Below are 17,306 nucleotides of genomic sequence, written 5' to 3'. Positions count from 1 at the left end.
TCCGAGCAGAAGGACATCCATGACTGAGCAGACCGGCAGCGGCGAGGGCGGCGGGCCCCGGATCCAGGAGATCGACCTCCAGGAGTCCATGAAGCGCTCCTACATCGACTACGCGATGGCGGTGATCGTCGGCCGGGCCCTTCCCGACGTGCGTGACGGCCTCAAGCCGGTGCACCGGCGCGTGCTCTACGCCATGTGGGACGGCGGCTACCGGCCCGACCGCGGCTTCTCCAAGTGCGCGCGCGTGGTCGGCGACGTCATGGGTCAGTACCACCCGCACGGCGACACCGCGATCTACGACACCCTCGTCCGCCTCGCCCAGCCGTGGGTGATGCGCGCGCCGCTGATCCACGGCCAGGGCAACTTCGGCTCCCCGGGCAACGACCCCGCCGCCGCGATGCGCTACACCGAGTGCAAGATGGCACCGCTGGCGACCGAGATGGTCCGCGACATCGACCAGGACACCGTCAACTTCGCGCCGAACTACGACGGCCGCAGCTCCGAGCCGACGATCCTGCCCGCGCGCTACCCCAACCTGCTGGTCAACGGCTCGGCCGGCATCGCGGTGGGCATGGCCACCAACATCCCGCCCCACAACCTGCGCGAGGTCGCCGACGGTGCCACCTGGGCCCTCGAGCACCCCGACGCCACCCGCGAGGAGCTCCAGGACGAGCTGATCGCGCGGATCAAGGGCCCCGACTTCCCCAACGCCGCCCTCATCGTGGGCCGCGAGGGCATCGAGCAGACCTACCGCACCGGCCGCGGCTCGATCACGCAGCGCGCGGTGATCGAGGTCGACGAGGACGCCAAGGGCCGCACCTGCCTGGTGATCACCGAGCTGCCCTACATGGTCAACCCCGACAACCTGGCGCTGAAGATCGCCGAGCTCGCCGACGGCGGCAAGGTCCAGGGCATCGCCGACGTCCGCGACGACACCTCCGACCGCACGGGCCAGCGGCTGGTCATCGTGCTCAAGCGCGACGCCGTCGCCCGGGTCGTGCTCAACAACCTGCTCAAGCACACCGAGCTCCAGACCAACTTCAGCGCCAACATGCTCGCGCTGGTCGACGGCGTGCCGCGCACGCTCACCGTCGACCAGTTCATCAGCAACTGGGTGGCCCACCAGATCGACGTCATCCAGCGGCGTACCCGCTTCCGCCTCGCCGAGGCCGAGAAGCGCGCGCACGTCTACCGCGGGCTGGTCAAGGCGCTCGACCAGCTCGACGCGGTCATCGCGCTGATCCGCCGCTCGCCCGACGTCGAGCAGGCCCGCACCGGCCTCATCGAGCTCCTCGAGATCGACGAGCTGCAGGCCAACGCGATCCTGGAGATGCAGCTGCGGCGCCTGGCGGCCCTGGAGCGCCAGAAGATCGTCGACGAGCTGGCCAAGATCGAGGTCGAGATCGCCGACCTCGAGGACATCCTCGCCAACGAGGCCCGTCAGCGCCGGATCGTCATCGACGAGCTCGGCGAGCTGGTCGAGAAGTACGGCGACGAGCGGCGTACCCAGATCATCGCCGCCGACGGGGACCTCTCGATGGAGGACCTCATCCCCGACGAGGAGCTCGTCGTCTCCATCACCCGCGGCGGCTACGCCAAGCGGACCCGGGCCGACCAGTACCGCACCCAGAAGCGCGGCGGGAAGGGCGTGCGCGGGGCGACACTGCGTGGCGACGACGTGGTCGAGCACTTCATCGCCACCTCCAACCACCACTGGCTGCTGTTCTTCACCACCCAGGGCCGGGTCTACCGCACCAAGGCCTACAACCTGCCCGAGGCCCAGCGCGACGCCAAGGGCGGCCACGTCGCCGGCCTGCTCAGCTTCCAGCCCGACGAGAACATCGCGCAGGTGCTGGCGATCCGCGACTACGACCAGGCGCCCTACCTGGTGCTCGCCACCCGCCACGGGCTGGTGAAGAAGACGCGGCTGGGCGACTACAACTCCCCGCGCCAGGCCGGCGTCATCGCCATCAACTTCCGCGAGGACGACGATGAGCTGATCGGCGCCGAGCTGGTCGACGCCGACGACGACATCCTGCTCGTCTCCCGCAAGGGCCAGGCGATCCGCTTCCGCGCCGACGACGCCCAGCTGCGGCCGATGGGTCGCGCCACCTCCGGTGTCGCGGGCATGAAGTTCCGCGCGAGCGACTCGCTGCTCTCGCTCTCGGTGATCCGCGCCGAGCAGGTCGCGGCCGAGGAGGCCGCCGAGGCGGCGGGCGAGTCGGTGGAGGAGAGCGACGTCAAGGAGCAGTACGTCTTCACCATCACCGACGGCGGCTTCGCCAAGCGCTCGCGCATCTCCGAGTACCGCCTCCAGTCCCGCGGCGGCATCGGCATCAAGGCGATGTCGCTGGCCAACGAGGACCGCGGTGGGCTGGTCGGCGCGTTCATCGTCGAGGAGGGCGACGAGGTCCTCTCGATCACCAACGGCGGCCAGGTCGTGCGCAGCCCCATCAACGAGAACTTCCGCCGGACCGGCCGCTCGACCATGGGCGTGAGGTTCGTGACGCCCAAGTCGGGCGACGCCGTCGCCGTGGTGGCGCGCTCGGTGGAGGCGCGTGACGAGGAGGAGCTCGAGGAGATCCTCGAGGAGGCCGGCCTCGACCCGGCGGCCGCGACCGCCGACCCGGAGGTCGCGGACTCGTCGGCTACCGTCGAGGGTGCGACAATCGAGAACGACGTGCTCGAGGCGGACGCCGACGACTCGGGCGAGGCTGCAGACGACCCGGGTGAGAGTGAGTCCTGATGAGCGAGCGCACCGCCGGTACGACGAGCGGACGCCGCGGCTCGGCGACCGCTGACGAGCCGGCGGAGCGCCCACCTCTCAAGAGGCGGCTGTCCGGCGCCCTGTCGGTCGCCGCCAGCGAGCACCGCAGCAACGCCGACCCGGAGTCCGCGCCGCGTCGTACGGGCAGGAAGCAGCCCCGCCGGGCGCGGCTGCGGCTGAGCAGGATCGACCCCTGGTCGGTCATGAAGGCCTCCTTCCTGCTCTCGATCGCGTTCGGCGTGGTCACCTTCGTGGCGGTGTTCATGGTGTGGTCGGTGCTCGGTGCCGCCGGCGTGTGGGAGTCGATCAACTCCACCGTGGCGAGCGTGGTCGCCGGCGACCAGACCAGCGACTTCGACGTCACCGACTACGTCGGGATGTCGAGGGTGCTGGGCTTCACCCTGCTGATCACCGTGATCGACGTGATCCTGCTGACCGCGATCGCCACCCTGGGAGCGTTCCTCTACAACATGGCCGCCGCCCTCCTCGGCGGCATCGAGGTCACGCTGTCGGAGGACGAGCGCTGAGGGAGGTCGGCGTGCCGGTTGGTTGGGATCCCCGGATATCCGGGGATCCCTACGCCGAGGTGACGGAGGAGCAGCTTGGCGCGATCCCGGTGTTTCTGGGGTATCTAGGACCGCCGCGCCTGCCAGCGCGGGACTCGCTTTGTGGCGCCGATCGGGCGTGGGGTAGCCTTCCAGCGCACAGTCGCGAGGCCACTCGCCGCTCGTGCGGCGGGCCTATAGCTCAGACGGTTAGAGCGCTTCCCTGATAAGGAAGAGGTCACAGGTTCAAGTCCTGTTAGGCCCACTCCCATCCTCGCCGGGACACACGGAGGAACACATGAAGAAGGTCCTGCTCGTCCTGGTCGCCGCCCTCGGTGCCGCCATGGCGAAGAAGAAGCTGGACGACTCCCGCGACGAGCAGGCCCTCTGGGCCGAGGCCACCGACACCGTCGAGAAGGCCTGACGCTCCCGCAGCACCGCACCGCCGCACCACCCGGGGCCTTGGCGCAATTGGTAGCGCACCTGCTTTGCAAGCAGGGGGTTAGGGGTTCGAGTCCCCTAGGCTCCACCGATCGCCACCACTGCTTGGGAGGCGCGGGCGGCGACGACGGAACGCCGATGGTCTACCTGCTCCTGCCGCTGCCGGTCTGGGGTCCGGCACTGCTGCCGGCCGCAGCGGGATACCACCTGAGGGTCCGTGGCCGGTGCGAGGTGTGCGGGCTGGGCGTGGAGGGGCCCGCATGAGCCCGGCGGCGCGGGCGGTCCGCACGAGCACCGGCCGGGCGGCGTACGGGCGCTCGTTAGGCTCTTGACGTGACCGCGCCACGCCTGCCTCGACTGCTGAGGCCCGCGGCGCTCGGCGTCCACCTCCTCGCGGCGGTGCTCGTGGCGATCGCGGGGTGGCTCGGCTTCTGGCAGCTCGAGGCGTGGCAGGCCCAGCGTGCCGCCGAGGCGAGCGACCTCACCCGCACCGAGGCGGTCGCACTGGTCGACGCGATGGGTCCCGACGACCCGTTCCCCGGTGACCGGGTCGGCCAGCCGGTGACGGTGCAGGGGACGTGGGTGCCCGGCGGCAGCGTGTACGTCGAGGGCCGCGAGCACGACGGCGAGCCGGGCTTCTGGGCCGTCACACCGCTCGCGGTGGGCGGGCCGGACGCCGCAGCGCTCCTCGTCGTCCGCGGCTGGGCCCCCACGGTCGCCGACGCCGGCGAGCCGCCCACCGGGCAGGCCGCGGTGACGGGATGGCTCCAGCCGCCCGACGGCACCGGCCAGCGCGACGAGGACCCCGGCGACGACGTCCTGCCGCAGCTGCGCATCGCCGACGCCATCCAGCACGTCGACCAGGACCTGTACGGCGCCTACGCCGTGGTCGACCCCGAGGCGGCCCAGAGCAACGCCGGGTCCGACACGCTCGTCCCGGCCGACCTCGCCGAGCTGCCGAAGGCGAGCCGGTTCACCGCGCTGCGCAACTTCCTCTACGCGATCGAGTGGTGGTTCTTCGGCGCCTTCGCCGCCTTCATCTGGTGGCGCTGGGTGCGCGACGACTCAGCGCTGGGGAGCGCATCGGTCGAGGACGAGGTCGACTCGGTAGTTTGAGGGGGTGCGCAAGCTCTTCACCGTCTACCGCGTCCTGGCCCTGGTCGTGGGCCTCCTCCTCCTCGCCCTCACCCTGGGCATGGTCCTCAAGTACGGCCTGGCCGAGGGCGGTGACCTCCAGGTCTTCGGCGACGAGCTGACCGCCGTGGTGGCGCTCATCCACGGCTGGGTCTACGTCGTCTACGTCGTCGTGGCGTTCCTGCTCTCCCGGCGCGCCGGCTGGTCGCTGCAGTTCCTGGTCGTGATGCTGCTGGCCGGCCTCGTCCCGGTGCTGATCTTCTGGGTCGAGCACAACGTCGCCTCGCGCCTGCGCACCGAGCACCCGGAGCTGCGCGACCCCGACCGGGTCACGGGGTGACCACCGCGTTCGTGCTGGGCGGCGGCGGCGTCCTGGGAGCCGCGGAGGTGGGCATGCTGCGGGCCCTGCTCGAACGCGACATCACCCCCGACCTCGTCCTCGGCACGAGCGTCGGCGCCCTCAACGGCGCCATGGTCGCCCGCGACCCCACCCTCGCCGTCATCGAGCGCCTCGCCGCGCTGTGGAACGACACCGCCCGCTCGCGGGACGTGTACGGCGACCGCCCGCTGCGCACGGTCCGCCGGGTCATCTCCACCGGCACCCACGTCTACTCCGCCGCACCCCTGAGCCGGCGGCTGCGCGAGGAGCTCGGCGACGTCACCTTCGAGCAGCTGCCCGTGCGGCTCCAGGTGTGCGCGGCCAGCATCGAGCGGGCCGCCGAGCACTGGTTCTCCACCGGTCCGGTCGTGGACGCCGTGGTCGCCAGCGCGGCGGTGCCCGGGCTGCTGCCGCCGGCGCGCGTGGTGACCGCGGAGGGCGTCGAGCACTTCCTCGACGGCGGCATCGTCAACTCCATCCCGGTCGGGCGTGCCGCCCAGCTCGGCGCGACGCGTATCTTCGTGCTGCAGGTCGGTCGCATCGACCGGCCGCTGACCCCGCCGAGCCGACCGTGGGAGGTGGCCCGGGTGAGCTTCGAGATCGCCCGCCGGCACCGCTTCACCCGCGAGCTGGCCGAGCTGCCCGACGGCGTGGTCGCCCACGTGCTGCCCGCCAGGGGGACGTCGGCGCGCGACGACACGGTGCTCGCCGCCCGCGACTTCGGCGGGGTGGCGCAGCGGATCGCAGCGACCTACGACGCGACCCGCACCTACCTCGACGAGCTGCCGTGACCTGGGCGCTCCGCCGGCTCGTCCTCGCGCCCGCCGTCATCGGGCTCACCGTGCTGGTCTGGGTGACGCTGCCGCTCTGGCTCATCCTCGCGGCGCTGTCACCTGTCGTGGCGCGCGTGCTGCCGGGCATGTGGCGGGTGCTGCGGGTCGGGTGGGTGGCGATCCTCTACCTGACCTGCGAGTCGCTGCTGCTCGTCGTGCTGTTCGGCCTGTGGCTGGCCAGCGGCTTCGGGTGGCGGATCCGGTCGCCGTACTTCGCCGGGATCCACTACGACCTCGTGCAGGGCGTGCTCGTGGTGTTCTTCCGCGAGGCGCGGCGGGTGCTGCGGCTCCAGGTGGTCACCGACGGACCGGCGCCCGACCAGCACCCCGACACCCCGATCCTGGTGTGCTGCCGGCACGCCGGGCCCGGGGACTCCTTCACGCTGATGTACGCCCTCATGCACTGGTACCGGCGTGAGCCGCGGGTCGTCCTGAAGGACACCCTCGCGTGGGACCCCGCCATCGACGTGCTGCTGCGGCGCATCCCGGCGCGCTTCATCTCCTCCGAGCCGCGGGAGGGCGAGGACATCGAGACCCAGATCAGCGCCCTGGCCTCGCAGCTCGACGACAACGACGCCTTCGTCATCTTCCCCGAGGGCGGGAACTTCACCCCGCAGCGCCGCGAGCGCGCCATCGCCAAGCTGCGCAGCCTGGGGCTGGAGCGGATGGCCGTGCGGGCCGAGGCGATGATCCACGTGATCGCGCCGCGGCCGGGCGGCTTCCTCGCGGCGCTCGACGCGGCTCCCGAGGCCGACGTGGTGATGGTGGCCCACACCGGGCTCGACCACCTGCTGACGATCGGCGACGTGTGGCGCGAGCTGCCCGTCGACAAGCGCATCACCATGCGGTGGTGGGAGGTGCCGCGCGAGGAGATCCCCGCCGGGCGGGAGGAGCGCATCGAGTGGCTCTTCGAGTGGTGGGCGCGCATCGACGCCTGGATAGCCGAGAACCGGCCGGAGGAGCTCCCCTCCGGCCGGTCCTGACGTGCTGCTGCTAGGGCCTCGGCCCGTCGCCGGGCACGTCGCCGGGCACGTCGCCGGGCACGTCGTCGACGTCGATGATCTCGGCCGGCGCGTCGGGCGTCGTCGCGGCGTGCGGCTCCTCCACGGCGTCGGCCACGGCCTCACCGGGGGTGCCCCCCGCGGCGTCGTGCGCGGCGAGGTGGGCACCCGGTGCGGGCGAGGTCGTCGACCGCGGCGGGGCCGGGGACGGGGTGTAGGAGGACTGCCAGGTGTCCTGGCCCGAGCTGCGGAGCCTGCTGAAGACGAAGCCGCCGATGGCCAGCAGGCCGGTGACGAGCAGGAGCTTCTTCAGGCGGCCGCCGGGCTCCGGCTCGGGCTCGATGCCGCGCAGCTCGTTGACCTTGGCGACGGCGGCGTCGCGACCGGTCGCGGCCCTCTCGGCGGCCAGGGCCGCGACGACGGGGGCCTTCTCGGCGGCGTACGACGAGGCGGCAGACGCCTTCTCCGCCGCCGCGGCCGCGAGGATCGGGGCCTTCTCCGAGGCGTACGTCGCGCCCGTCGAGGCCTTCTCCACGACGATGTCGCGGCCCTGGGCGATCAGGGGCGCGGCCTTCGCCTGCGCCTCGCGCGCCTGCTCCTTGCCGGTCTCCAGGGCCGACTCCAGCGCGGACTCGATCTGGGGGAGGACCGTCTCGGCGAACTCCGAGGCCCGATCCATCAGGGTCTGCTTGCGGCGCAGTCGCATCTGGCCAACCTTTCGTCGGTGGGTCTCCATCTCACCACGCCGGGCCTGCGGCTGCTACCGCCGGTCCGGTGAACGGCTCGGCCCCGGGTCGCCCGGTTTGGCGCTCGTGGGAGGATCGCGCTTGCGCTCATCGCGTGTGGGCGCCGCATCCGACCCGCCGAACCGAGAGGCAGCCATGGCTGACCAGCAGGCCACCCTGAAGACCAACAAGGGCGACATCGTCATCAACCTGTTCCCTAACCACGCACCCGAGACCGTGGCGAACTTCGTCGGCCTGGCCGAGGGCACCAAGGACTACAAGGACGACGCCGGCCGCAGTGGGGAGCGCTTCTACGACGGCCTCTCCTTCCACCGCGTCATCGACGGCTTCATGATCCAGGGCGGCTGCCCGCTCGGCACCGGCACCGGTGGCCCGGGCTACACGTTCAAGGACGAGCCGCACCCCGAGCTCGTCTTCGACAAGCCCTACCTCCTGGCCATGGCCAACGCCGGCCCCGGCACCAACGGCTCGCAGTTCTTCATCACCGTCGGCAAGACGCCGCACCTGAACCGCAAGCACACCATCTTCGGCGAGGTCGCCGACCAGGCCTCGCGCGACGTCGTCGACACGATCGCCAAGGTGCGCACCGGCGCCATGGACCGCCCCGCCGAGCCCGTGGTCATCGAGACCGTCGAGACCACCGGCTCCTGAGGCACCACCCCACGTGACCGAGCCGACCACCCCGGTCGGGGTGCCCACCTGCTACCGGCACCCCGACCGGGAGACGTACATCTCCTGCCAGCGCTGCGGAAGGTCGATCTGCCCCGACTGCATGCGCGACGCCGCCGTGGGCTTCCAGTGCCCGCACTGCGTGGCGGAGGGTGCGAAGTCGACGAGGTCCGGACTCGCGACGTACGGCGGGAGGCGGTCCTCGGACCCGACGCTCACCTCGAAGGTGCTCATCGGCGTCAACGCCGCGGTCTTCCTCGCGGTGCTGGCCACCGGTGCGGGGTCGTCGTGGCTGGCGGCACGGTTGTACCTCACCCCGCTGGGGCGGTGCTGGGACGCCGACTTCACCGGTTACTTCCCGCGGGCGACCAACGCAGCAGTCTGTGCCACGGGTCCGGGCGCGACCTGGGTCCCCGGCGTCGCCGACGGCGCGCCGTGGCAGCTCCTGACCAGCGCCTTCCTGCACGAGCAGGTGTGGCACATCGGCTTCAACATGCTCGCCCTGTGGGTCCTCGGCCCGCAGCTCGAGGCCGCCCTGGGGCGGGTGCGCTTCCTGGCGCTCTACCTGCTCTCCGCCCTCGCGGGCTCCACCAGCGTCTACTGGCTGGCCCCCGAGACCAGTGCCACCCTGGGCGCCTCAGGCGCGGTCTTCGGCCTGATGGGCGGCCTGCTCGTGCTCGCCTTCAAGGTGCGCGGCAACGTCTCGCAGATCCTGGTGTGGATCGGCATCAACGTCGCCATCACGGTCGTGGGCCGCGGCTTCATCTCCTGGCAGGGCCACCTCGGCGGTCTCGTCGGCGGTGTGCTGATCGCGGCGGTCATCGTCTACGCGCCGAGGTCGCGGCGTACTCCCGTCCAGGTGGCCGGGCTCGCCGCTCTCGCCGCCGTGCTCGTCGCGCTCGTCGTGGCGCGGACGCTGGCCCTGGCCTGAGGCTCGGCCGCCCGGTCCCGTCCCGCTCCCTCATTCCTGCACCGCCGCGAATACGGGCAGGCAGGAATGGGTAATGGAGCGTGAGGAGCACGCGCGCCCGACCGCCGGCTGTCCACAACCGCATCCACAGCTGTGGAGAACTACACGAGTGTCATTCCTCCACACCCCTGTCCCCAGGTGTGCATGACGGCCCCGGAAAGTGCGACGGCCCGCCCCCCGGGACGAGGAGCGGGCCGGCAGGACGCGGCGAGGGCCGGCTACTCCCAGCGGGTGGCGAAGGTGAAGCCGACGGCCATCAGGCCGATGCCGACCACGAGGTTGTACTGGCCGAGGTCGTTCATCACCGGCACGGCGGAGGGGTCGTCGCTGACGACGTAGTAGGTGCAGATCCAGATCAGGCCGACGATGAAGCAGCCGAGCATGCCGACGACCACGCCGCGGCCGCGACCCAGCGGGGTGGAGGGATGGGCCGAGATGGCCAGCCCGAGCATCACCAGGCCGAAGCCGATCGTGTAGTTCCACCGGCCGAGGTCGGCCATGAAGGCGGGGCCGCCGGCCTCCGGCGCGGGCACCACGGAGGGGTCGACGCGCACCGCGAGGTAGTAGTAGACGATCCAGGCGATGCCCAGCACCACGAGCAGCAGCGCGAGGACGAAGCGCGGCGTGATCAGGGGACCCGCGGTCGGGTCGGTGTACTTGCTGGGCACGGACGGCTTGGCCACCGGGTGGTTCCTCACTGCTCGATCGGATGCGACGGGCACGCGTGCGACACACGCCCACCGGGGGGCTAGCGTAGTCGCCATGCCGCACGGTTCCCACGCACGCCTCGACGCGCGCCCCCGGCGCACCCGTCGCGAACGGCTGTGGCAGGTGGGCACCCCGGTGGTCTTCCTCCTCAGTGGGGCCCTGTTCGTGACGAGCGCGGAGAACAGCGACGGCACCGACCTGCGTCCCGGTCGCTACACCGACATGGCCTCGGTCGTGCGGGCCGAGCGCAACGAGGCGACCCGGCTGACCGAGCGCGTGGCGGCGCTCACCGAGTCCGTCGACGGCCTCAGCGCGCGCCTCGGCGACCGGGCGGTCGACCGCTACCAGCGCGAGGTCGACGAGCTCTCCGACCCGGCCGGGCTCACGCCGCGGACCGGGCCGGGGGTCACCGTGACGCTCACCGACGCACCGCAGGAGCTCATCGAGACCTCGGCCGAGGACCCCAACTTCCTCGTCGTGCACCAGCAGGACATCCAGGCCGTCGTCAACGCCCTGTGGCGCGGGGGCGCCGAGGCGGTCACGGTGCAGGGCCAGCGGATCATCTCGACCACCGGCATCAAGTGCACGGGCAACACCGTCACCCTGCAGGGTGTGCCGTACTCCCCCCCGTACGTCATCACCGGCGTCGGCGACCAGGCCGACCTGCTGGGCTCCATCGACGACGACGACTACATCTCGCGCTACCGCCGTGACGCCGCCGACCCCGACATCGCGGTCGGCTTCGGCATCGAGCTGCCGTCCGAGGTCACCGCGCCGGCGTACGACGGCCTGCTCAGCCTGGGGTTCGCCACGCCTCTGGAGCCGGCCGCGGCGAGCTGACCGCCGACAACGGCGCCGGGGGCGGCTCGGTGGGCGGCACTGGCGGCGGCTCGGTCGGGGGCGCCGGGGGCGGCTCGGTCGGGGGCGCCGGGGGCGGCTCGGTCGGCGGCTCGTAGGTCGACACGAAGATCGTCACCGTCGTGCCCGCGGGCGCCTCGCCGCCCGGCGGGCTCTGGCGCACGACCGTCCCGGCGGGCTCGGTGGTGTCGCCGTACGGCACCGCGTCGGGGACGAAGCCGGCCGCGGTGATCGCCGCCTCGGCCGCGCGCCGGCGCTGCCCGACGACCTCGGGAACCGCTTCGCGGCCCTCGGACCACGAGACGGTGACGGTGGTGCCCTCGGCGACGCTCTCCCCGGCGGGCGGGGTCACCTCCACGACCTGGTCGCGTGGCTCGTCCGACTCCGCCTCGACGAGCCGCACCTTGAGGTTGCGCGCCCGCAGCTGGTCGCGGGCCTGCTCCTTGGGCAGGCCCACCACGAAGGGCACCTGCACCTCGGGCCTGCCGGTCGACACCACGAACCCGATGCTCGAGCCCGGCGCGGAGAAGGTGTCGCGGTTGGGCTCCTGGCGGATCACCGTGTCGGCGGGCTCGTCGGCCGACGGCTCGAAGTCGATGCGGCCGACGGTGAAGCCCGCCTCGCCGATCGCGCTCCGCGCCTGGGGCTCGGTGAGCCCGAGGAGGTTGGGCACCGGCTCCTCGTCGACCGGGTCGTCGAACATCCGGGGGAGCACGAACGCCGCCGCCGCGACCAGGCCGATCGCCAGGAGGCCGAGCAGGACGACGAGGCCGGTGCGCGAGCCACGGTCGCCGCCCGGCTGCTGTCCGGTGCGCGGGCCCAGGAGGGGCTGCTGACGGGTCGCGAGCGGGACTGCAGCCGTCGCCGGGGCGGCCGGCGGGGCCGCCGCGACCGGCGGGGCCTGCACCGGGGTGCCGGCGAGGTGGCGCTCGATGTCGGCGCGCATCGCCGCCGCGCTCTGGTAGCGGTCCTCCACGCGCTTGGCCAGCGACTTCATCACGATCGCGTCGATCTCGGGCGTCAGCTCGGCGTCGAGGTCGCTGGGGGGTACGGCGTCCTCCCGGACGTGCTGGATCGCCACCGCCACCGGGGAGTCGCCGACGAACGGCGGACGCCCGGTCAGCAGCTCGTAGAGCAGACACCCGGTCGAGTAGACGTCGGAGCGCGAGTCCACGGTCTCCCCGCGTGCCTGCTCGGGGGAGAGGTACTGCGCGGTGCCGACCACGGCCGCCGTCTGCGTCATGGTGTTCTGGGCGTCCGACACGGCCCGGGCGATGCCGAAGTCCATCACCTTGACGTCGCCAGACGGCGTCAGCATCACGTTGGCGGGCTTGATGTCGCGATGGATGATGCCCGCGCGGTGGCTGTAGTCGAGCGCGGACAGCACACCGCTGGTGATCTCCAGCGCCCGCTCGGGCAGGATCTTGCGGCCCTCCCGCAGGATGTCGCGCAGCGTGCGGCCCGCGACGAACTCCATGACGATGTAGGGCTGGGCCACGCCGCTGCCGTCGGTGGACATGTCCTCGCCGGTGTCGTAGACCGACACGATCGAGGGGTGGTTCAGCGAGGCCGACGACTGGGCCTCGCGACGGAACCTCGCCTGGAACGTCGCGTCGCTGGCGAGGTCGGTGCGCAGCCGCTTGACCGCCACCGTGCGCCCGAGCCGGCTGTCGGTGCCCCTGCGCACCTCGGCCATGCCGCCGCGCCCCAGCAGCTCGCCGAGCTCGTAGCGGCCGCCGATCATGACCGACTCCGGCCTGCTCATCGAGGACCTCCCGCGATGGGCGCGGCCGACGGGGACGCCGTGGTGGCGCCCCCCTGGTCGCCCCCCACCTGAGGCGTCGGGGTCGGCGTGGGGGTCGCTGTCGGCGTGGACGGGGTCGTGGACGCGGGCGACGGCGTGGGGGTGGGCGTGGGTGTCGGCGTGGGGGTGGGCGTCGGCGTGGGCGTGGGTGTCGGGGTCGGCGTGGGTGTCGGGGTCGGCGTCGGCTCCTCGGTCGGGGTCGGCTCCTCGGTGGGTGAGGGCTCCTGCGTGGGCTCGGGCTCCGGCTCGGCCCCGAAGTAGCTCACGGTCACCGTGTCGCCCACCGTGAGGTCGCCGGACGGCTCGACGGCGGTCACCTCGCCGGGGGTCTCACCACCGGGGTTCTCCAGCTCGTCGCGGTCGACCTGCAGCCCGGCGCGGGTCAGCTCCCGGACGACGCGGCGGACGTCGCGCCCGACGTAGTCGTCCTCGTCGACCGTCACCGTCTCCGGCGTCTCCTGGGTCTGCTGCGTCGGCGACGGCGAGGCGGAGCGGCTGGGGGACCTGTCGGGCTCGGCCTGGTCCTGCTCGGGGCCTCCCGAGAGGAGCTGCCACCCGACGACGGCACCCACCAGGACGAGGGCGGCGAGGAGCAGCCAAGGCCACACCGGCGCCTTCCTCGCCGGGACGTCCGCCGGCACAGCGGAGGCCTCGGGGGTGGCCGGCGGCGCGGGCGGCGCTGCGACCCGGGTCCGGTCCTGCACCGGTGGCGGAGGCACCGCGGCGGCGGGTGCCACCACGGCGGTGGCCGCGGTGGCGGGGTCGCGCAGGGCGTCGGCGAACGCGGAGCCGTCGGCGTACCGGTCGGCGGGGTCCTTCGCCAGCCCGCGGCGTACGACGGCCGCCAGGTCGGCCGGGACGGTGGCCGGCAGGTCGGGCACCGGCTGACGGACGTGGGCCAGCGCGGTGGCCACCGCGCTCTCGGCGTCGTAGGGACGCCGGCCGGTGAGGCACTCGAAGGCCACCACGGCGAGGGAGTAGACGTCGGAGGCGGGGCTGGCGGTCTTGCCCTCGGCCTGCTCGGGCGAGAGGTACTGCGGGGTGCCCATCACCTGCCCGGTCTGGGTGAGCGCGATGCCCTGCGCCGCCCGGGCGATGCCGAAGTCGGTCACCTTGACCTGGCGGTCGGGGGTGACCAACAGGTTGGCCGGCTTCACGTCGCGGTGCACGATGCCGGCGGCGTGGGCCGCGCCCAGCGCGTCGCCCACCTGGGCCAGCAGCTGCCGCACGGCCCCGGGCTCGAGCGGCTCGCCACGGCGCAGCAGCGCCGAGAGCGGCTGCCCGTCGACGAGCTCCATGACCAGGAACGGCCGGTGGCTGCCGCTGCCGTCGGCGGGCGAGCCCTCGCCGAAGTCGTAGACCGCGGCGATGCCGGGGTGGTGGAGGGCGGCGGCGTGCCGGGCCTCCACCTCGAAGCGGGTGCGGAACGTCGGGTCGTCGGCGTACTCCGCCTTGAGCAGCTTGACCGCGACGGGGCGCCCGAGCACGGAGTCGGTGCCGCGCCAGACCTCGCCCATGCCGCCGGTGGCGATGCGCGACTCGAGGCGGTACCGGTCGGCGTCGTCGACCTGCGGGACCTGGCTCACTGGCCCAACACCGCCTCCATCACCGATCGGGCGATCGGCCCGGCGAGCTGGCCACCGGCGATCTCCCCGCGCTCGATGCCGGCCGCCTCGATCATCACCGCGACGGCGACCTCCGGGTCGTCGGCGGGGGCGAAGGAGACGAACCAGGCGTACGGCGGCACGTCGGGGACGCCGCTCTGCGCGGTGCCCGTCTTGCCGGCTACGCGCACGCCCGGGATCGCGGCGGGCGAGGCCGTGCCGGTGTCGACGGTGGCGACGAGCAGGTCGGTGAGGTCGCTGGCGGTGGCCGAGGACACGGCCTGCGACAGCTCACGGTCGCCGGTCTTGTCGAGCACCTGGAGGTTGGGGGAGCGCACCTCGTCGACGATGTAGGGCTTCATCACCGAGCCGCCGTTGCCGATGCCGGCCGCGACCATGGCCATCTGCAGCGGGGTGGCCGCCACCTCGAACTGCCCGATGCCGGTCTGGCCGACCTGCGCCTGGTCGGCCTCGGCCGGGAAGACCGACGCCGCCTGGCCGCCGAGGTCGTCGAGGTACTGGGAGTTGAAGCCGAACCGCTCCGCCTGCTCCAACATCGCCTCCGGCCCCAGCTCGACGGCCAGCGCCGCGAAGGTGGTGTTGCAGGAGAACTCCATCGCCTGCACGAACGGGATCCGGTTGGTGCCGCAGGGGCGGCCCCCGTTGTCGATCAGTCCGGTCGGGCCGCTGGTGAGCGGGAGCTGGTACGTCGCCCCGCCCGGCACCTGCGAGTCGGCGTCGTAGTCGCCGCTCTCGATGGCCGCCGCCGCGGTGACCAGCTTGAAGGTCGAGCCGGGGGGCAGGCGCTTGCCGATCGCCCGGTTCAGCAGCGGCTCCGAGGGATCGGCCTGCAGCTCCTCGCTGGCCCGGGAGACCTCGGAGAAGTCGTGGGAGGCCAGCCGGTTCGGGTCGTAGGTCGGCAGTGAGGCCATCGCCAGGATCTTGCCCGAGGACGGCGCGATCGCCACGACCGCCCCCTCCACCGGTCCGGGGAGGTTCGCCAGGCCGTCGTACGCAGCCTGCTGCGCCTCGGGATCCAGGGTGAGGGTGACGTTGCCGCCCTGGGGCTCGGCGTTGGTGAACATGTCGACCAGCCGGGTGACGAACAGCCGCGAGTCGTCGCCGGAGAGGACGTCGTTCTGGCTGCGCTCGACGCCGGTCTGGCTGAAGTAGGTGAACGCGCCGGTGGCGGGGGCGTAGAGCAGCGGCGTGGGGTACTGCCGCTGGAACTCGTACCGGTCGTTGGACGGGACGCTCTCGGCGACCGGGTCGCGGCCGACCAGGATCGCGCCGCGCTCGCGCGCATACGCCGCCGCGATCACCCGGCGGTTGTTGGGGTCGTCGGCCAGGTCCCCGGCGTTGACGTACTGCACGTAGGTCGCGTTGACCATCAGCGCCAGGAAGAGCACGAGGCAGAAGACGGAGATGGCACGGATGGGCTTGTTCATGCGAGCTTCACGACCTGGGTGGTGTCGGAGTCGTCGGCGGCCGAGAGGTCGGGAACGGGGCGCCGGGCCTGGTCGGAGATCCGGGCCAGCAGCGCGACGAGCACCCAGTTGGCGACCAGCGACGACCCGCCGTAGGACAGGAACGGGGTGGTGAGACCGGTGAGCGGGATGAGCTTGGTGACGCCGCCGATGACCACGAACACCTGGAGCGCGAAGACGCTGCCCAGGCCGGTGGCGACCAGCTTGCCGAAGCCGTCACGGCAGATCAGCGCGATGCGCAGCGCCCGCTCCACGATCAGGCCGTACAGCAGGATCACCGCGATGACGGCGGTGAGGCCGAGCTCCTCGCCGATGGCGCCGACGATGAAGTCGGACTCGACCACCGGGATGCGCTCGGGGCTGCCGCCGCCGAAGCCGCGGCCGATCAGCCCGCCCCAGCCCATGCCGAAGAGCGACTCGACGAGCTGGTAGCTGTCGGGCTTGGGCGGCGCGGCGCCGTAGTAGGCCATCGGGTCCAGCCACACGTCGACGCGCTCGCGGACGTGCCCGAACGCGTAGTAGCCCAGGACCGCGCCGGCCGCGAACAGCCCACCGCCCAGCACCAGCCAGCCGGGGCGCTCGGTGGCGACGTAGAGCATGATGAGGAAGAGGCCGAAGAACAGCAGCGAGGAGCCGAGGTCGGTCTCGAAGACCAGGATCCCCAGGCTCACCAGCCACATCGCCAGCACCGGCCCGAGGTCGCGGCCGCGGGGGAAGTCGATGAAGAGCAGCCGGCGGCCGGCCAGCGCGAGCGCGTCGCGGTGCAGCACGAGGTAGCCGGCGAAGGCGATCACCAGCAGCACCTTGGCGACCTCGCCGGGCTGGAAGCTGAAGGGCCCCACGATGATCCAGATGCGGGCGCCGTAGATCTCGCGGCCGAGCCCCGGCACCAGCGGCAGCAGCAGCAGCACGATCGCCAGCAGCCCGAAGGTGTAGGTGAAGCGTTGCAGGACCCGGTGGTCGCGCACCGCCACGAGGGAGACCACGAAGAGGACGACGCCCAGCGTCATCCACGTCAGCTGCTGCTGGGCGAAGCCGGCGTCGGCGTCGCCCGCCTCCTTGGCCAGGTCGAGGCGGTGGATGACCGCGAGGCCCAGCCCGTTGAGCGCCGAGACGACCGGCAGCAGCACCGGGTCGGCGTACGGCGCGGTGAAGCGGATCGTCACGTGCGCGGCCAGCACCAGGCCGGCGAGCCAGCCGCCGTAGCCGATGACGTCGGTCGGCACCTCGCCCTGGACGCCGAGGCCGACGGCGACGTAGCCGCCGATGCCCACGGCGAGGGAGAGGACGAGCAGCACCAGCTCCGCACCCCGGCGCTGCCGGTGCACGAAGCCCATGGGGGTCGCTGGCTGGGACATCA

The 17,306-nt window shown here is 72.5% G+C and carries 16 protein-coding genes and 2 tRNA genes; 12 read left to right on the top strand and 6 right to left on the bottom strand.

Annotated elements, in window-relative coordinates; all coding sequences use genetic code 11:
• The first annotated feature begins 19 nt into the window (after positions 1–19).
• The 9 genes from gyrA (at position 20) to QZX64_RS02750 (ending at position 7,082) form a co-directional block, all read left to right on the top strand.
• On the top strand, positions 20–2,746 hold the full coding sequence (gyrA, locus tag QZX64_RS02790; protein ID WP_295656775.1) for a DNA gyrase subunit A: 2,727 nt from the start codon (positions 20–22) through the stop codon (positions 2,744–2,746).
• Positions 2,746–3,294: a DUF3566 domain-containing protein gene (locus tag QZX64_RS02785; protein ID WP_295656773.1), complete on the top strand. Its 549-nt coding sequence runs from the start codon at positions 2,746–2,748 to the stop codon at positions 3,292–3,294. The genes gyrA and QZX64_RS02785 overlap by 1 nt, the downstream gene beginning before the upstream one ends.
• Before the next feature lie 209 nt (positions 3,295–3,503).
• Positions 3,504–3,577, top strand: a tRNA-Ile gene (locus QZX64_RS02780).
• Positions 3,578–3,610: 33 nt separating this feature from the next.
• Positions 3,611–3,736 carry a DLW-39 family protein gene (locus tag QZX64_RS02775; RefSeq protein WP_295656771.1) on the top strand — a complete coding sequence of 42 codons (126 nt, stop codon included), beginning with the start codon at positions 3,611–3,613 and terminating at the stop codon, positions 3,734–3,736.
• 32 nt (positions 3,737–3,768) lie between these two features.
• A tRNA-Ala gene (locus QZX64_RS02770) sits at positions 3,769–3,841 on the top strand.
• A 245-nt stretch (positions 3,842–4,086) separates the two neighbouring features.
• Complete coding sequence (locus QZX64_RS02765) at positions 4,087–4,869, top strand: SURF1 family protein (protein ID WP_295656769.1); 783 nt, start codon at positions 4,087–4,089, stop codon at positions 4,867–4,869.
• Between the two features lie 4 nt (positions 4,870–4,873).
• Entirely contained in the window at positions 4,874–5,227 is a 354-nt protein-coding gene (locus QZX64_RS02760) for a DUF3817 domain-containing protein (RefSeq protein ID WP_295656767.1), read from the top strand.
• Positions 5,224–6,057, top strand: coding sequence for a patatin-like phospholipase family protein (locus QZX64_RS02755; RefSeq protein WP_295656765.1), 834 nt, complete (start codon positions 5,224–5,226; stop codon positions 6,055–6,057). The genes QZX64_RS02760 and QZX64_RS02755 overlap by 4 nt, the downstream gene beginning before the upstream one ends.
• Entirely contained in the window at positions 6,054–7,082 is a 1,029-nt protein-coding gene (locus QZX64_RS02750) for a 1-acyl-sn-glycerol-3-phosphate acyltransferase (protein WP_295656763.1), read from the top strand. The genes QZX64_RS02755 and QZX64_RS02750 overlap by 4 nt, the downstream gene beginning before the upstream one ends.
• A gap of 10 nt (positions 7,083–7,092) precedes the next feature.
• Here QZX64_RS02750 and QZX64_RS02745 read toward each other — a convergent pair whose 3' ends face one another.
• On the bottom strand, positions 7,093–7,806 hold the full coding sequence (locus QZX64_RS02745) for a hypothetical protein (RefSeq protein WP_295656762.1): 714 nt from the start codon (positions 7,804–7,806) through the stop codon (positions 7,093–7,095).
• Positions 7,807–7,981: 175 nt separating this feature from the next.
• Between QZX64_RS02745 and QZX64_RS02740 the strand changes: the two genes are divergently transcribed.
• Together QZX64_RS02740 and QZX64_RS02735 are read left to right on the top strand one after the other, a co-directional pair.
• Entirely contained in the window at positions 7,982–8,497 is a 516-nt protein-coding gene (locus QZX64_RS02740) for a peptidylprolyl isomerase (RefSeq protein ID WP_295656760.1), read from the top strand.
• A 13-nt stretch (positions 8,498–8,510) separates the two neighbouring features.
• Complete coding sequence (locus QZX64_RS02735; RefSeq protein ID WP_295656758.1) at positions 8,511–9,446, top strand: rhomboid family intramembrane serine protease; 936 nt, start codon at positions 8,511–8,513, stop codon at positions 9,444–9,446.
• A gap of 257 nt (positions 9,447–9,703) precedes the next feature.
• Here the strand turns inward: QZX64_RS02735 and QZX64_RS02730 are convergent, their stop codons facing one another.
• Positions 9,704–10,168, bottom strand: coding sequence for a cell division protein CrgA (locus QZX64_RS02730; RefSeq protein WP_295656757.1), 465 nt, complete (start codon positions 10,166–10,168; stop codon positions 9,704–9,706).
• 79 nt (positions 10,169–10,247) lie between these two features.
• Between QZX64_RS02730 and QZX64_RS02725 the strand changes: the two genes are divergently transcribed.
• Positions 10,248–11,033, top strand: a complete 786-nt coding sequence (locus QZX64_RS02725; RefSeq protein WP_295656755.1) for a DUF881 domain-containing protein — start codon at positions 10,248–10,250, stop codon at positions 11,031–11,033.
• Here the strand turns inward: QZX64_RS02725 and pknB are convergent.
• From pknB to QZX64_RS02705, 4 genes are read right to left on the bottom strand one after another with little or no spacing between them, the layout of a single operon-like run.
• A complete protein-coding gene (gene pknB / locus QZX64_RS02720) occupies positions 10,987–12,816 on the bottom strand; it encodes a Stk1 family PASTA domain-containing Ser/Thr kinase (protein WP_295656754.1) in 1,830 nt (609 codons plus the stop codon). The genes QZX64_RS02725 and pknB overlap by 47 nt on opposite strands.
• Positions 12,813–14,441 carry a serine/threonine-protein kinase gene (locus QZX64_RS02715; RefSeq protein ID WP_295656753.1) on the bottom strand — a complete coding sequence of 543 codons (1,629 nt, stop codon included), beginning with the start codon at positions 14,439–14,441 and terminating at the stop codon, positions 12,813–12,815. Before QZX64_RS02715 ends, pknB begins: the two co-directional genes overlap by 4 nt.
• Positions 14,438–15,907, bottom strand: a complete 1,470-nt coding sequence (locus QZX64_RS02710; protein WP_295656751.1) for a penicillin-binding protein 2 — start codon at positions 15,905–15,907, stop codon at positions 14,438–14,440. The genes QZX64_RS02715 and QZX64_RS02710 overlap by 4 nt, the downstream gene beginning before the upstream one ends.
• Positions 15,904–17,304, bottom strand: a complete 1,401-nt coding sequence (locus QZX64_RS02705; RefSeq protein WP_295656750.1) for an FtsW/RodA/SpoVE family cell cycle protein — start codon at positions 17,302–17,304, stop codon at positions 15,904–15,906. Before QZX64_RS02705 ends, QZX64_RS02710 begins: the two co-directional genes overlap by 4 nt.
• Positions 17,305–17,306: the final 2 nt, after the last annotated feature.

It is taken from the genome of uncultured Nocardioides sp., assembly GCF_902805925.1.
Classification (GTDB): domain Bacteria; phylum Actinomycetota; class Actinomycetes; order Propionibacteriales; family Nocardioidaceae; genus Nocardioides.
This window is presented reverse-complemented; position numbering and strand designations above follow the sequence as displayed.

What these genes read in the sequence shown, in the direction of transcription:
- gyrA (WP_295656775.1), top strand. Translation starts at nt 20, where the DNA reads ATGACTGAGCAGACCGGCAGCGGCGAGGGCGGCGGGCCCCGGATCCAG.
- QZX64_RS02745 (WP_295656762.1), bottom strand. Translation starts at nt 7,806, where the DNA reads ATGCGACTGCGCCGCAAGCAGACCCTGATGGATCGGGCCTCGGAGTTC.
- pknB (WP_295656754.1), bottom strand. Translation starts at nt 12,816, where the DNA reads ATGAGCAGGCCGGAGTCGGTCATGATCGGCGGCCGCTACGAGCTCGGC.
- QZX64_RS02775 (WP_295656771.1), top strand. Translation starts at nt 3,611, where the DNA reads ATGAAGAAGGTCCTGCTCGTCCTGGTCGCCGCCCTCGGTGCCGCCATG.
- QZX64_RS02705 (WP_295656750.1), bottom strand. Translation starts at nt 17,304, where the DNA reads ATGTCCCAGCCAGCGACCCCCATGGGCTTCGTGCACCGGCAGCGCCGG.
- QZX64_RS02710 (WP_295656751.1), bottom strand. Translation starts at nt 15,907, where the DNA reads ATGAACAAGCCCATCCGTGCCATCTCCGTCTTCTGCCTCGTGCTCTTC.
- QZX64_RS02740 (WP_295656760.1), top strand. Translation starts at nt 7,982, where the DNA reads ATGGCTGACCAGCAGGCCACCCTGAAGACCAACAAGGGCGACATCGTC.
- QZX64_RS02785 (WP_295656773.1), top strand. Translation starts at nt 2,746, where the DNA reads ATGAGCGAGCGCACCGCCGGTACGACGAGCGGACGCCGCGGCTCGGCG.
- QZX64_RS02725 (WP_295656755.1), top strand. Translation starts at nt 10,248, where the DNA reads ATGCCGCACGGTTCCCACGCACGCCTCGACGCGCGCCCCCGGCGCACC.